Annotated in this window: 17 protein-coding genes; 7 read left to right on the forward strand and 10 right to left on the reverse strand. The window is 38.9% G+C overall.

Annotated features, from left to right (window positions below; translation table 11 throughout):
* Positions 1-21: 21 nt before the first annotated feature.
* From ABD009_RS11020 to ABD009_RS11040, 5 genes are all read right to left on the reverse strand, one after another.
* A complete protein-coding gene (locus tag ABD009_RS11020) occupies positions 22-594 on the reverse strand; it encodes a hypothetical protein (RefSeq protein ID WP_155696261.1) in 573 nt (190 codons plus the stop codon).
* A gap of 15 nt (positions 595-609) precedes the next feature.
* On the reverse strand, positions 610-1,782 hold the full coding sequence (locus ABD009_RS11025; protein ID WP_343825360.1) for a glutathionylspermidine synthase family protein: 1,173 nt from the start codon (positions 1,780-1,782) through the stop codon (positions 610-612).
* Between the two features lie 2 nt (positions 1,783-1,784).
* Entirely contained in the window at positions 1,785-2,429 is a 645-nt protein-coding gene (locus ABD009_RS11030; protein ID WP_343825362.1) for a DUF1190 domain-containing protein, read from the reverse strand.
* Between the two features lie 9 nt (positions 2,430-2,438).
* A complete protein-coding gene (locus ABD009_RS11035) occupies positions 2,439-2,852 on the reverse strand; it encodes a DUF350 domain-containing protein (RefSeq protein ID WP_343825364.1) in 414 nt (137 codons plus the stop codon).
* A gap of 92 nt (positions 2,853-2,944) precedes the next feature.
* Positions 2,945-4,291 (reverse strand): MATE family efflux transporter, encoded by a 1,347-nt coding sequence (locus tag ABD009_RS11040; RefSeq protein ID WP_343825366.1) that lies wholly within the window; start codon positions 4,289-4,291, stop codon positions 2,945-2,947.
* 283 nt (positions 4,292-4,574) lie between these two features.
* Here ABD009_RS11040 and ABD009_RS11045 point away from each other — a divergent pair, with 283 nt between their 5' ends.
* Entirely contained in the window at positions 4,575-4,811 is a 237-nt protein-coding gene (locus ABD009_RS11045) for a helix-turn-helix domain-containing protein (protein ID WP_343825368.1), read from the forward strand.
* Between the two features lie 23 nt (positions 4,812-4,834).
* On the opposite strand, the gene ABD009_RS11050 is transcribed toward ABD009_RS11045, so the two are convergent.
* From ABD009_RS11050 to ABD009_RS11070, 5 genes are all read right to left on the reverse strand, one after another.
* Positions 4,835-6,172: an AmpG family muropeptide MFS transporter gene (locus ABD009_RS11050; RefSeq protein WP_343825370.1), complete on the reverse strand. Its 1,338-nt coding sequence runs from the start codon at positions 6,170-6,172 to the stop codon at positions 4,835-4,837.
* A gap of 68 nt (positions 6,173-6,240) precedes the next feature.
* A complete protein-coding gene (locus tag ABD009_RS11055; RefSeq protein WP_343825372.1) occupies positions 6,241-6,564 on the reverse strand; it encodes a hypothetical protein in 324 nt (107 codons plus the stop codon).
* Between the two features lie 95 nt (positions 6,565-6,659).
* Positions 6,660-7,295, reverse strand: coding sequence for a peptidylprolyl isomerase (locus tag ABD009_RS11060; RefSeq protein WP_343825374.1), 636 nt, complete (start codon positions 7,293-7,295; stop codon positions 6,660-6,662).
* 17 nt (positions 7,296-7,312) lie between these two features.
* Positions 7,313-7,849 (reverse strand): YajG family lipoprotein, encoded by a 537-nt coding sequence (locus ABD009_RS11065; RefSeq protein ID WP_343825376.1) that lies wholly within the window; start codon positions 7,847-7,849, stop codon positions 7,313-7,315.
* 9 nt (positions 7,850-7,858) lie between these two features.
* Positions 7,859-9,073, reverse strand: coding sequence for a methyltransferase (locus ABD009_RS11070; protein ID WP_343825378.1), 1,215 nt, complete (start codon positions 9,071-9,073; stop codon positions 7,859-7,861).
* Positions 9,074-9,098: 25 nt separating this feature from the next.
* On the opposite strand from ABD009_RS11070, the gene ABD009_RS11075 reads away from it, so the two are divergent.
* The 6 genes from ABD009_RS11075 to fabV all read left to right on the forward strand — a co-directional run bounded on the left by ABD009_RS11075 (position 9,099) and on the right by fabV (position 14,546).
* Positions 9,099-9,764: an alpha-ketoglutarate-dependent dioxygenase AlkB family protein gene (locus tag ABD009_RS11075; RefSeq protein WP_343825380.1), complete on the forward strand. Its 666-nt coding sequence runs from the start codon at positions 9,099-9,101 to the stop codon at positions 9,762-9,764.
* A gap of 60 nt (positions 9,765-9,824) precedes the next feature.
* Positions 9,825-10,154, forward strand: a complete 330-nt coding sequence (locus ABD009_RS11080; protein ID WP_343825382.1) for a BolA/IbaG family iron-sulfur metabolism protein — start codon at positions 9,825-9,827, stop codon at positions 10,152-10,154.
* 55 nt (positions 10,155-10,209) lie between these two features.
* Complete coding sequence (locus ABD009_RS11085; RefSeq protein ID WP_343825384.1) at positions 10,210-10,749, forward strand: TRAP transporter small permease subunit; 540 nt, start codon at positions 10,210-10,212, stop codon at positions 10,747-10,749.
* Position 10,750: 1 nt separating this feature from the next.
* A complete protein-coding gene (locus ABD009_RS11090; RefSeq protein ID WP_343825386.1) occupies positions 10,751-12,115 on the forward strand; it encodes a TRAP transporter large permease in 1,365 nt (454 codons plus the stop codon).
* Positions 12,116-12,137: 22 nt separating this feature from the next.
* On the forward strand, positions 12,138-13,235 hold the full coding sequence (locus tag ABD009_RS11095; protein WP_343825388.1) for a TRAP transporter substrate-binding protein: 1,098 nt from the start codon (positions 12,138-12,140) through the stop codon (positions 13,233-13,235).
* A gap of 120 nt (positions 13,236-13,355) precedes the next feature.
* Complete coding sequence (gene fabV / locus ABD009_RS11100; RefSeq protein WP_343825390.1) at positions 13,356-14,546, forward strand: enoyl-ACP reductase FabV; 1,191 nt, start codon at positions 13,356-13,358, stop codon at positions 14,544-14,546.
* Positions 14,547-14,833: the final 287 nt, after the last annotated feature.

Here is a 14,833-nt window from a genome sequence, read left to right on the forward strand (position 1 = left end):
CAATAGGTTTAACCGATAGGATTAGTTTCCTTTTTCAAGTTCTCTATCTAGCTCTTGTTGTGCTTTATACGCTTTAAACTCTTGGTATAAAACGCTTTCATCATTCATCGACAAATTCTTGTTGCTTGCACTTACTAAACTTTTGAACAAACTCTCTGTTTTGTCAGGGCTCAATCCAGTTAAAACACATAATTGGTTTTTACCATTGAAGTTTGCATAGCTTGTTTTTAATGGAGTAGCACCTACAAGTGCTTGGTTAGTTACTTGTTTAGATACTGAAGAGAACGTTGCACCAATAGCAGAGTTACCATCTACGTCTACTCGCTCTTGGAACGTTTTATCTAATGCTTTTACGCGAGTGCTAATTTGTTGAGCTAAGCCAACTCTAGCCAATGCTATGGCTTGTGCTTTGTCGATAGACATATTACCAGAACTTGAAACACACTCAGCATGGGCAATGCCGTTTTCAAGTGACGGGTTTAATACCCAGTCAGGAATGTTTTCATTAAGTACTTCTGGAGTCGGGTTTGAACTACATGCCGAGAGAGCAACTGTGATTGCTGCTGCCAAGGCCAATTTGATATTTTTTCTCATGTTAAATCCTTTCATCTAATTTAAAATAATATGCGGTACAAACCGACTTAAATCTTGCGTTATAGGCTGACTATCTTCTCGAATAGAGATGCCAGCCGCCTTATCATTTACCAACCAACTGCCTATAAGAGCGTAGTTGTCTCCAAACTTAGGCAACAGATGTTTTTCTTGGTATATATACCCTTCCTGACCGTATGGTCCATCTGACATGGTTGTCGCCCGCGTTCCATCAATAAAGCTAATATTAGCTCCCTCTCGGGAGAATATGGGTTTTTTTACCAAACTTTTGATACTTGAACTAAGAGAAAGTTCCTCTTCAAAATATGCAGGCAATAAGTTTGGGTGGTGTGGAAAGTGTTTCCAAAGCATAGGTAATATTGCTTTGTTAGAAATTAGACTCTTCCATGCAGGCTCTAGCCAAGTCATTTCCGTGTCTATTTTTAGCGAGTCACCAAAGGATTCGTTAAACATAAATTCCCAAGGATATAATTTAAACATCCAAGTGATAATCTGATCATCTAAATCAGTATATTGGTGACCATTAGAGATGCCAATGTCTTCTATATAAACAAATTTATTGGGTACACCAGCGGCTGACGCGCAGTCTTGAAGGTACTGAACTGTACCCCTGTCTTCATCGCTTTCTTTGCAACAAGAGAAGTGCAATATGTGGCCAGGCTTGTTCAATAATAACTGCCTAAACCTATGAATTAGCTTGTCCTGAAGACTATTAAATTGATCACTTCTTCGATTGAGAATAGTGGAATCTACGTTGTCTTCAAGCCAAAGCCATTGCCAAAAACCAGTTTCATAAACTGACGTTGGAGTATCGGCATTATTCTCGTATAACTTAGCAGGAGAGTGTCCATCGTAGGCAAAGTCTAGTCTTGAGTACAAACTATCTTCTTTAGCCAACCAAGAATCGCGCACGAAATCCCACTTGTGTTCGGGAATACAAAACTTTGTCAGTAAGGACTCGTCTTTTACGACCCTATCAACTATATCAAGACACATTTGATGAATCTCTTCCGTGGGCGACTCAAGATCTTCTTCAATCTGCTTTAAGTTAAACTCGTAATAAGCACTTTCATCCCAATAGGCTTCGCCGTGCATAGTATGAAATTTAAAACCTAGTTTCTCTGCAAGTTGTTGCCAATTTTGACGTTGTTTTATAGGGTGCCTGAACAAAATTAGCCGCCCCAACTGCGATTTCGATTGGTTGAACGTCGTTGATTTATTTTTACTTTTTGTGCTGCTACTTGGCCAAAGCCTCCGCGAGATACAGTTCTTGCGAAAGTCGGCTTAGGTTTTAGTGAATCTTTTGGAACTTTAAAGGCCATTTTATTCATGGAGCCAAGCGCATTACCGTCCGCAAACATGTATTTATTATTAAATTTTGAGCCTTTTCGCTTGTATCCAAATACCGGTGTATAAGTACCACGATACTTGCGCTTTTTAGAGTCAAATAACGCATCTGCAATTAGGTAACCCGCCATCAATGGGAAAAAGTAATTTGTATCATTATCTTGATAGCAGTTTTCTGCACCAAATTCCCATTCGCAGTCTTGCTCATTAAAAAAGCTTGGGCCTGTTCGCTGCGCTTCTTCTAGAGCTTCTTGGTAGGCGACTTCACATTGTTGGAGGTCTAAGCTGGTATCGGCAACACAATCTTCTACCGTATTGGCAACAATGGCGGTGTAGTCAGGCTCACCACAACCAGAAAGTAGTAAACCAGTTAACCCTAAATATAATGGTCGAGTAAGTTGACGCCCAGTATTACTAAGTCCATCAAAATTAGCGGCATTAGGAAGGAGAGTTATTTTACTTCTCTTCATCGTAACTCCTTAGTAACTCATGCAAGCAGCATTTAATAAGCCAATTGCAATGCTCGTTGCACCTAATACAACACCCGCACTAATTTCATTTTGCTCAATTCGTTCTACAATTTTAGGCATGAAAATAAAGCGAATCACTGCAAATGCGAGGCATTGTGCAATTAAGGCAATAACGCCCCACGTTGCGAAGTCTAAAAGAGAAACAGAATTACTTGCTGCACTTGCTAAAGCAATAGCAAAACCTATGATTGCGCCACCAAAACCTATAGAAGCCGCAACGTTTTGTTGGTCTTTTATTAGAGTCCACTCATCATGTGGTGTGACTATTGTATAAACAAATTTGAATAGCATTAAAAAAACTAAACTAATGCCAAAATATAAAGCAAAATTGCCAATAGCAATTAAAATATCAGGGGTTTCCATTAAACTTCCTCAAGCAAAATCAATTTATTCGTAATTGCTTTCACTTTAATAGATAGCTTAACTAGGGTCAAAATATAAAAGGTTTCAAAACTTTACGACGTTAGGTTTTTCATCCAACGTTTATTCTTTACTCGCCACGCAAACATGAATATTTTACAAAACTCTTCTGAGTACATAATTACAACAACCCAAAAAAATGACAATTGCCAGTAGAATGCCGCCAGCCATACTAATGGAATGCTAATTAGCCACATACAAATTGTGTCAGTGAGTAAACAGAAACGATTGTCGCCACCAGCTCTAAGAATACCCATTGCTAATGTCATGTTTATAACTTTAAGCCAAGCTAAGCCACCCACGATATAAAAAATGGACTTGGCCAGCAGTCGAGTTTGTTCTGATATCCCCTCATAAGGAGATAACACAATATCATTAAATAGGATTAGCAAACCGCCCATCAGCAAGGCAACAAAAGGGCCTAAAACAGAAAAGATTTTTGCCATGCTCCAAGCTTCATCTAATTGATTGGCACCTAAATGCTGACCCACCACAATAGAACATGCTGAGGCGATACCAAAAAATATGGATAGAAATATGCCTTCAACAGGTAATAGCATACTAATGACTGCGAGTTCTGTTGTGCCTATACGCCCAAAAATAAGCTGGTAGGTAAAAGAGCCAAGTGACCAAATACCAAAACTGAACATCATAGGGAGAACTAAACTTAGTAACTTCTGCCAATGCAATTTTACTTTAAGGAAATCAAAATCACTTAAAGAGATGTGCAATATATGTCGTTGAGATTGTAGAAAAGTAACCAGTGCAATTAATTGAAATAGACGAGAGATAGACGTTGCCCATGCCGCGCCAGCAACACCAAGTGCGGAAATACCAAGGCCACCATTAATGAGCCAATAGTTGAGTACAACGTTTAATATGATAGAAATGGCACTGAAAACGAGCGGTATCTTTACTTGGTTTATACTTCTTAGTGCATTCTCGAATATTTGAATAACGGCAACAAAGATCATGCTAGGCATTGTGATCCAGAGGTAAGTCTCACCTAATGCAATAACTAGCGGGTCTAGGCTACCCAAGCCCATTACATCGCCTGACAAGTAATACGCAGCAACAATTACTGGAATCAGTGCAATAAAAGAGTAACAAATAGCGATAATAATAGTGCCACGAATTTTATCGCCATTACCGGCTCCGTGATACTGCGCAGATAGAATACCCACGGCCCAGCTTAGGCCCATGATAATGACCATAACTACAAAAAGTACGCGATTTCCCAATCCTACTGCAGCAATGGCTTCATCACCCAGATGACTAACCATCATCACATCAATCATACTTAAAAAAGTAACCAACATACTTTGCAATGATATAGGCCAAGCAAGTTTTAGGGTTTTACGTAGTTGTGGGTTTTTAGTCATAAAAATGAACCTCTGAATAGAGCGCGCAGAATGCCTGTTTTATCTTAATTTGTCGATAAGAGAAAACCTGAATGACAACGTATTCCATATGACAAATATATTACAAGTGTATATTAATGCTGTTATTAAATTCTATTTAAAACAGTGTCTTATAAAAAGTGTTAGGAAACGTTAATAGACAGTTGAAGGGCCCCTTTTGCTGTGTTACTAATATACTCTGCTGATATGGGAGTGTCAGTAGGATGTTAAAATTAAAAACTGCATATAAATGGGAGTAGTAACTATGATGAACGGTAGCGTTTCATCTGACGAAAATAAAATTTTAATGGCGTGGCTTAAAGTTAAACGTAAAGAAAAAGGCCATACTATGCGAACGTTGTCTCAAATTATTGGGACCCCACACTCATTTGTGGGTAAAGTCGAAAATCAAGAACGCCGTTTAGACATCATAGAGTACGTGAGATATTGTCGAGCGCTTGATATTGATCCTTTGGAAGGTTTAAAAAAGATCGCTCAATAGTATTTCAGACTTAAACGGCATGCTCATGCATGCCATTTTTGTTTTATTAGAATAACGAGAGCAATGATCGTTGGCAAACCTAACAAAGCAGTAAGCGTAAAAAAGTTGGTGTAACCAATACTTTCAAGCCACACCCCTGAAAACCCTCCAATAGACTTTGGTAGTAACAGCATTGCTGAGCTTAGCCAAGCATACTGAGTTGCAGTAAATTCCTTGTTAGTTAATGAGCTTAAAAAAGCTATTAATGCGGCCATAGCAATGCCAGCACTTAGATTATCAATAGATATAACCACGGTTAGTAGTTCCGTGCTGTGGGAAGACTGTGAAAGCACTACAAACAAAAGGTTTGTGACTGCTGATAATATTGCGCCAGCAAGAAGTATTGGCAAAATACCAAAGCGATTTATTAAACCACCGGCAAAAAAAGCGCCGAGTAGGGTCATTATTACACCAAATACTTTAGAGATAGCCGCTATCTCTTGTTTTGTGTAACCCATATCGACGTAAAAAACATTGGCCATTACGCCCATTACAATGTCCGAAACTCTGTAGGTTGCAATTAGTACTATGAGTAATAAAGCGTGGGTGCGATAGCGCGATATTAAATCCAGTACAGGATCAATAAATGCTACTTTAAACTTTTCAATTGGGGTTTGCTTAACTGAGTTAGGAGAAGAAATAGTATTTGTTGGTGTGGGCTCTGGCGAAGTAAGCGTAATAAACATGGTGCTTGCCATTAAACCAGCCATTATGAAGTAGCTAGACTGCCAAGCGTTGAAGTCGTAGTTCTGAACCGATTCAAATAGGGCGGTAAAGTAAAGGACACCCGCTGTGGCCACGATCATTGCTAGTCGATAACCAATCATGTAAGCCGCTGCCATCGCAGCTTGTTGCTTATCATCGCCTGACTCGATTCTATAGGCATCAATGACAATATCTTGGGTAGCAGAAGAAAACGCTACACATACTGCCGCAATGGCCATTACAAAAAGGTTATCCGCTGGGTTTGTTAGTGCCATTGCTGCAATGCTAAGAACTAAACAGCTTTGGCTCAGCAATAGCCAGCTTTTCCGACGCCCTAAAAGTTTATGCAGAATTGGTAGTTTAAATTTATCTACGGCTGGTGCCCAAATCCATTTTATTGCATAGGCCAGCGTTATCCAGCTAAAGAAGCCTATTGCACTTCGTTCGGCACCTGCTTCTCGCAACCAAAATGACAGTGAAGAAAATACCAACATAATCGGTAGACCAGCCGCAAAGCCAAAAGCAAATAGGCGAATGACATTGAGCTCAAAGTAAATTTTAAATGAAGTCAGTAAATTTAATAGAGTTTGGGAATATGTTGAAAGTGCGGTGCTCAAAATAAAAATCGGCCTAAAAGTAAAACTAATAGGCCGATTGTTGTCAAGATTTTACCGAATATCAAGTGTTAAGGTCGAATGCCTGAACAAAAGTCAGGAAATCGACCATACCCTTGCAGGTAACTAATGCAGGAAACCATTTCATTTTTTAACTTTTCACTCGTCTGAATTTCAGATGAGCTCCAAAATGAAATCTGATGCAACAAATACCAAAATGCACTTTCCAACGGTGTTAGGCATGCTTCTTTAGCGTTAATTTGTGACCATTCCTCTATAGTATCCCAACAATATAGATCAACTTCTGAATCTTGAATCTCTCCATCCAATAATGCATTAGCGTAGTAGCTTAGCTGATCCGTTTTGTTGTGGATAAATCGCTGTGTTTTTACCACTTTATTCACCCCCATTTGTTATTTGTATTAGTAAAGGGTACGGATTAACGATACTGCCTTTTTCGTTAAACCGGCTTTAGTATAGACACAAAAACCTATTCGGACAAAATTTGAACGGAAATTATTTTTATTTCTTTTTTAGGATAGTTAGGCCAGCCAAGCTCTTCGGAGTATTCACTGCCAATTTCTATCGCTTTTTCCAGCACTTCGTAACCTTCAACTACTTCGCCAAAAACGGTGTAACCCCATTTTTTTCCAGGATTTAAACTGTCGTTATCAGCTAAGTTGAAAAAGAATTGGCTGGTTGCCGAATGTGGCTCATATTGCCGAGCCATAGAAATAGTGAACTGTTTGTTTTTTAATCCACTGCCCGACTCATTGATAATTTCCTTGAACTCTTTGATTTGAGAAACATCATCCATTTCTTTTTTATAACCACCACCTTGAAGCACAAACTCAGGCTCTAAACGGTGGAAAATAGTACTGTCGTATCGCTTGGCAACAACATAACTTAAAAAGTTATCTACGGTAATTTGAGTTTTACTTCTATCAAGCTCAATGATTATTGAGCCGATGCTCGTTTCCATCTTTACTTTAGGAAAGAGATTATCAGGTTGTATGTATTCACCTCTTGGTACCTCACTTGAGTGAGATAAAGGAGATTGAACTGCAACTAGCAATAACGAACAGCACAGCAGAGCGTTAAACAGTGTGTTTAAACCTTTTTTCATTCAGCGAAACTCCTTGTTTAGCGGCTCAACGCTTTTTGAAACTCTTCATCTTGAAGCGTGCGTTCTAATAATGTGCTCAACATAAGGTTCATATTTTTAGTAACGTCTTCTTGGCTAAATTTCATTGGTCCGTCTTGGTTAATACCCGTTTGATAACTCTTTTTCCATGTGCGGTTTGCTGACTCTAACGTCACGGTCCACTCAAGTACGGCTTCTGACTCAAAAGACATGGCGTACTGTTTTATGTAGCTTGTAGCCGTCGTAATATCAAAGTTTAAGTTGTTTCGACCATTTGAACTTGTTTTTAAGGTGTTTTTTAGCCAAGGTGAAACTAGTTTCGTAATATTAGCCACTTCCATGAATTCGCTACTATTCACCATTGCCATGGCCTGTTGTGCGCGTGAATCGCTTACCGTGATGTTTTTGACACTCATTAGTAGTTTTGGAGACATGGCGATTGGCGCTAATTTTACCGCCTGTTCAAATTGATTTGCACAGCCGCCTAGTATTAACGTTAATAATGCTGCAGAGACTATATTTATTAGTTTTTTCATTGTTCTACCTTATCCTTTATTTACGTTTTTTTGTTGGCACATATATATAACAAATTTCGAGTTACTCGATAATACAGTAAAGCCACCAAATGTATCTTTTAACATCTTCTGGTAGGCGAGGTGTTTATTCGCAACAAGCAACATTACGCCGTTACTTTTTAATACCATGGCAGACTGCTTTATCATTTGCTCAGTTATATGAGTTGTGATGGTATTTTGCTGGTGAAATGGCGGGTTGCACAATATCAAATCCGCCGAATTATCAGGTTGTTGCGATAAGCAGTCATCTTGACTGAAATTACATACATTTATCAACTCATTGGCATTGATTTCGACATTTTGTTGTACTGAATTTATTGCCATATGTGACTCATCAGCGAAGATCATTTTAAAATTTAGATTTTGTGGTGATGCTTCGTCTGCGATTAATTCTTTAATGCGTTCTTTATTTTGTTGCAGATAACACAAACCTAATAATCCGTTGCCACAACCTAAATCAATGACAGTGAAGTTATTATCCTGCTTTGTTAACAAAGGTAAGTGATCCGCTAAAAAGCGGCCACCAATATCAATTTGGTCTTTGCTAAAAACGTTGGCATGTGAAAGCAATACTAAATTTTGTTCTGGCCATTTGGCCTCAAACTTAGGTTTCAGTAGATTGGCATCGTCGACTAATTTTTTATGCTGTTTTTTCGCAAAGATCAACCGACTCTTTTTCCTAGCTAGGCTGCTAGAAACATCATCAAAGTAACGCTCAAATAGCTTCATAACGGAAGTGGTTACAAGCGTTGTTTTACCGGTCGCAACAATGTCACAGTTTCCTTGGTATTGATTTATAGCCTGTAATTGGTGTTCTAGGTAAGCTAAGTTTTTAGTTAATTTAACAACAACAATAGAGGCTGCGGTTGGTTTTTCCAAGGAGTTGTAAACAGTAGGCGAAACTTTTGAATTGTGTTCATGGTTGTATTCAATTGCCATTTTACTAACGTAAGAATCTACCACACAGCCTAACGGAAAGTTATTTAAGGCTAGCGAAATTGCACCAAATAAGTCGTCGTAAACTAAAATGTCAGGCAGAGGTAGAGTGTGCTGGTAGGTGTCGAGAACATGTTGCACCACTAAGTCATCAGAACTGTCCCAGGCTTGTAAGGACTTGTCATGCTGATTAGGTGGATAACGATGTAACTCAAATTGAGTATTGGCAACTGTCCAGCTTGTATTCATAGCTCGCTCTTTGGTAAATTTGTTAATGGGTATTGTCCCACTGCTGGGGAGAGATGTAAATTTGCAAACAGACTTATTCAACGAATTAAATGATATAGATGTTAAAAGTGAACATGGCATACCAGAATTAGTAAAACCTTGGTTGGAGTATGTTCCAGACTTTTTGTCTTTTATCGACGCTACTGAGCTTTACCAGCAACTTGAGCAACAATTGGATTGGCAACAACCTGAAATTGTTGTGTTTTCTAAGCGACATCCTATTCCTCGGCTACAGTGTTGGCAATCCGATGAAGGAGTAAAGTATCAGTATAGTGGAAAAGCCTTAAATCAAAATGCTTGGCACCCTCTACTAGAAAGAGTCAGAGATAACATTCATGCGCAGCAAGGTGTGTACTTTAACTCTGTATTGGTAAACTTTTATCGAAGTGGCGAAGATAAAATGGGTTGGCATTCAGACGATGAACCTGAGTTAGGACCAAACCCTATCGTAGCAAGTTTATCTTTAGGTGCTTCACGGACAATGCACTTTAAAGATAAAAAGACGAATCAAACTGCGGCGGTTGAGCTATCAAATGGTGCACTATTGATGATGAAAGCCGGCATGCAACGTGCGTTCAAACATCAGGTTCCGTCTAGGAAAAAGGTACGGGAAGGCAGGATTAGCCTGACATTTCGTTACATTCATAGATAGACTCAAAGCCAAACTTTTGTTTTACTCTTTATTGAGCTGTTTATCAAAGGAATAAAAATAATGACGTCAGGTGTAATTGAACTAAAGATAATTGAAAAATTAACCAATACTTTTTTACCAGATATATTAGATGTGGTGAATGAAAGCAGTCAACACAATGTTCCAGAGGGTAGCGAATCGCATTTTAAAGTTGTTGTTATTTCCAAGACTTTTAAAGATCAAAAGTTAATCCAACGCCATAGAGCTATTAATAGTTGTTTAGCCGATGAGCTAAAAAATGACATTCATGCACTGGCCATCCATACTTTTACACCTAAAGAGTGGCGAGAAACAACAGATGTACCACTATCACCAAAGTGTCTAGGTGGGAGTAAATTCGACCGCGCTTAACCAAATATAATTCTATAAAAGCACTTTACCAATAATAAAAATAAGAGGTAAGTTTGTGGTATTTATTGAAAAACTATCTGAGCAAGTAGGTAAAGCCGTAAGTTGGTTAACATTGCTAATGGTTATTTTAATGACGTTAGTTGTGACACTTAGGTATGGCTTTAACCTTGGCTGGATAGCGCTACAAGAAAGTATTATATATCTTCATGCCGTAACGTTAATGTTAGGAATGTCTTACGTACTCAAACACGATAAACATGTTCGAGTAGACATTTTTTACAATAGATTTACGCCCCAAAAACAAGCTGTAGTAAACCTCGTTGGACATTTATTACTGCTCATTCCTACCTGCTTATTCATTATTTATATTAGTTTTGATTACGTTGCGCAGTCTTGGCAATTTATGGAAGGGTCGCAAGAAGCGGGTGGCGTGCCTTTTGTGTACTTATTAAAAACGTTGATCATCGCAATGCCAATTTTATTGGTCACTCAAGCAATTTCAGACAGTGTTGTTAGCGTCAAAAAAATCAGGGCTAATGAACAATCTCAAGATGTGAACAAACAACCTCAAAATATTAACAACGGAGCTAATTAATATGGAATGGATGGCCATTTTGATGTTTGTCACCATTTGTTTGGTATTGCTATTGGGTTACCCAGTTGCATTTAGCTTAGCGGGCACCGCTCTTATTTTTGCCGGTATAGGCTCTTTAATGGGAGGTTTTGATACTTCACTTTTAATGGCATTGCCAAGTCGTATATATGGTGTGATGACCAATCAAACTTTATTAGCAGTTCCGCTATTTGTTTTTATGGGGGTCATGTTAGAAAAGTCAAAAATAGCTGAAGACTTATTAACGAGCATGACTCAAGTGTTCGGGCGTTTGCCAGCAGGTTTAGGAATAGCCGTCACTTTAGTTGGGGCTCTAATGGCGGCTAGTACCGGCATTGTTGGAGCAACTGTTGTTACTATGGGTTTATTGGCACTGCCGTCCATGCAAAAAAATGGTTATAACGAGAGCTATTCAACCGGCGTAATTGCGGCAACAGGTACGTTAGGTCAAATTATTCCGCCTTCAATTGCCTTAGTTTTGTTAGGTGACGTGTTATCAAGTGCGTATCAGCAGTCTCAATTATCTCAGGGGATTTTTTCTCCAGAAACGATTTCTGTAGGGGACTTGTTTGCAGGAGCTCTAATACCTGGGCTTATTTTAGTAGCCATGTATTTGCTTTATTCATTAATGGTAGGGCTGTTTAAACCTGAGTGGACACCGCCAGCGGACAAAACGAACCAATTGAGTATTGGAGCCCTGATATCCAGTTTAGTACCGCCTCTTGCCTTAATGGTGATTGTTTTAGGATCCATTCTGTTTGGAATCGCAACACCAACCGAAGCCGCTGGAATAGGCGCTTTTGGTGCCATCATTATTGCTATTCAGAAGAAACAGTTAAACCTAAGTACGCTCAAAACTGTGATGGAATCAACATTAACCGTTACGTCTATGGTGTTCTTAATTTTAATTGGCGCGTCAATATTCTCATTGGTGTTCAGAGGATTTGGTGGTGAAGAGCTAGTTCATTCACTGTTTACTGATATGCCAGGTGGAAAGGTCGGGGCAATTCTAACCGTCATGTTAGTTATTTTTGTTCTTGGTTTTATTTTAGACTTTATCGAAATTACATTTGTGGTCGTACCTTTAGTGGCGCCTGTTTTGTTTATGATGGGCGTAGACCCTATTTGGTTAGGCATAATGATAGCGATAAATCTGCAAACCTCGTTTTTAACACCTCCATTTGGTTTTGCTTTGTTTTATTTGCGAGGCGTGACGCCAAAGTCCATACCAACAAATAAGATATATAAAGGGGTTATCCCATTTATTCTCATGCAACTATTACTGCTGGTGATATTAGTCATTTGGCCGGAGCTCGCCACTATGCTGCCTGAGTATATTTACGGTTAAGATACTTTTAAAAGGAATGTTAATGAAAAAGTTAGTTAAGTTTTTGTCGCTAGCAACAATTGTCTCTGTGGGATTAATGGGTTGTGGTGGCAATGAAACACAGAACACAAGTACAACGGCAGAAGTAAAAAAATTGAATTGGAAGTTAGTCACAAGTTGGCCTAAAAACTTTCCAGGTCTAGGTACAGCTCCAGAGAACTTCGCAAAACTTGTGAACGAGATGAGTGGCGGCCGATTAACCATTAAAGTGTATGGTGCCGGTGAAATTGTACCTGGCTTTCAAGTGTTTGATGCGGTATCTCAAGGAACCGCTGAAATGGGCCACGCGGCTTCATATTATTGGAAAGGTAAAATGCCTGCTGCGCCAATTTTCACTGCCACACCTTTTGGTTTAAACGCCCAAGAAACTAATGGCTGGATTCATTACGGTGGTGGTTTAGAGCTATGGCGTGAATTGTACGAACCGTTTGGCGTGATCCCATTTGCTGGTGGTAATACAGGCGTGCAATCTGCTGGCTGGTTTAAAAGAGAAATTAATAAGGTAGACGATCTAAAAGGCTTAAAAATGAGGATCCCTGGTTTAGGTGGTGAAGTACTACAAAAGCTTGGTGGTGTTCCCGTGGCGCTTACAGGTGGTGAAATCTTTACATCTTTGCAATCTGGTGCAATTGACGCAACTGAATGGGTTGGTCCATATAATGACCTAGCGTTTGGTTTCCATAAAGTTGCTGAGCATTATTATGTTGCTGGTTGGCATGAGCCTGGCGCGATGCTTGAGTTTACTGTAAACCAAAAAGTATTTAATGCCTTACCAAAAGATCTTCAAGCTATTGTTGAAGTAGCAACTCGTGCCGTTAACCAAGATATGTTGGATGAATATACCGTTAGAAATAACGCCGCGTTAGATCAACTTCAAAACAAGCATAATGTTGAACTAAAAACATTCCCAAGAGACGTTATGTTAGCGCTCAAAAACGCCAGTAAAGAGGTTATCGAAGAGCAAAAAGCTAACGATCCTACATTTAATAAGATCATGAACTCGTATCAAGCGTTCCAAAAGCAAGTGACTCAATATCATAATTTGTCTGAGCTTGAGTATTACAACAATAGAAACCAATAATGCTGGCTAGTCAGATCTGTTAAACGTAAAAAGACAGGTACACTGACGCCAGTTTTGATATCAAGCCAAAATGATTGAATGTGTTTTGGCTATTTTTATTTAGGTTAAGGAAATTCATATATGGTTATTAAGCCAAAAATTCGTGGCTTCATTTGTACTAATGCACATCCAGTTGGTTGCGCAGAAAGTGTTAATCGTCAAATCCAGTATGTAAAACAACAAGACTTTGGTACTAACGGACCAAAAAATGTATTAATTATTGGTGCTTCAACTGGCTATGGTTTAGCGTCTCGTATTGTTTCCACGTTTGGTTACAACGCCAATACCTTAGGCGTATTTTTTGAAAAGCCAGGAACAGAAAAGAAAACTGGTTCAGCGGGTTGGTACAATACAGCCGCTTTTCAAGAGGCTGCGGAAGCTAAAGGTGTTTACTCGAAAAGCATCAATGGCGATGCGTTCTCTCACGAAATTAAAGCCAAAACCATTGAAACTATTAAAGCGGATATGGGAAAAATAGATTTAGTTATTTATAGTTTAGCTTCTCCGCGCCGCACGGATCCTGACTCAGGCGAGACTTACTCTTCTACATTAAAACCAATTGGTAATGATGTAACCACTAAAAACCTTAATACCTCTAAGCGCATTATTGATGAAGTGTCCGTTGAAGCGGCTAATCAAGATGAAATCGACAATACGATCAAAGTAATGGGCGGCGAAGATTGGGAGCTTTGGATCAATGCATTGCAAGAAGCTGATGTATTGGCCGTTGACTTTAAAACCACTGCCTATACTTATATAGGTAAAAAATTAACGTGGCCTATCTATGGACACGCGACTATTGGCAAAGCAAAAGAAGACTTAGACAGAGCTTCAGCAGCAATAAACAGCGCTACCGCTAATATAAACGGTAAAGCCTACGTTTCGTCGTTAAATGCGGTAGTTACTCAAGCAAGCTCTGCAATCCCAATTATGCCTTTATATATTTCCGCTTTATTTAAAGTGATGAAAGAAGATGGCACGTACGAAGGTGTGATCCAACAAATATCTGGTTTGTTTAAAGAGAACTTGATGTCAGATTCACCTCGACTAGATGATGGAGGTCACTTGTTCCAAAACTACAAAGAACTTGAAGACAACGTTCAGGCTCGAGTACAAACTATTTGGGATACAGTGAATACAGATTCAATTGACGAGTTAACAGATTACATTGGTTATCACCAAGAATTCCTAAACTTGTTTGGTTTTGGTTATGACAACGTAAACTATGAAAATGAAGTGAATCCAGATATAAAAGTTAACGGTTTAGTTTAACCTAACTGACTGAAAACAAAGGTCTGTACAAACTTTGTACATAACAAGGAGCCAGTTGCTTAAAAATTGCACTGGCTTTTTTTGTTTTTAGGACTATGCATCAATCTTTCTTTACAGTTCTTTTATTTTTATTCGAATAATGAGCGCCTTGCGACTAAAATAAGTCCAAATTCGAATGGTCAAAATATTGAGATTAATGCTACAATTGTCGGCTGTACCGAAACTAAACTATATTCAGGTCTTGGTACTTACATAATTTTATAAATATGCGATTTAATCGGGTATTT

The sequence above is a fragment of the Psychrosphaera haliotis genome, from assembly GCF_039523615.1.
GTDB classification, from domain to species: Bacteria; Pseudomonadota; Gammaproteobacteria; order Enterobacterales; family Alteromonadaceae; genus Psychrosphaera; species Psychrosphaera haliotis.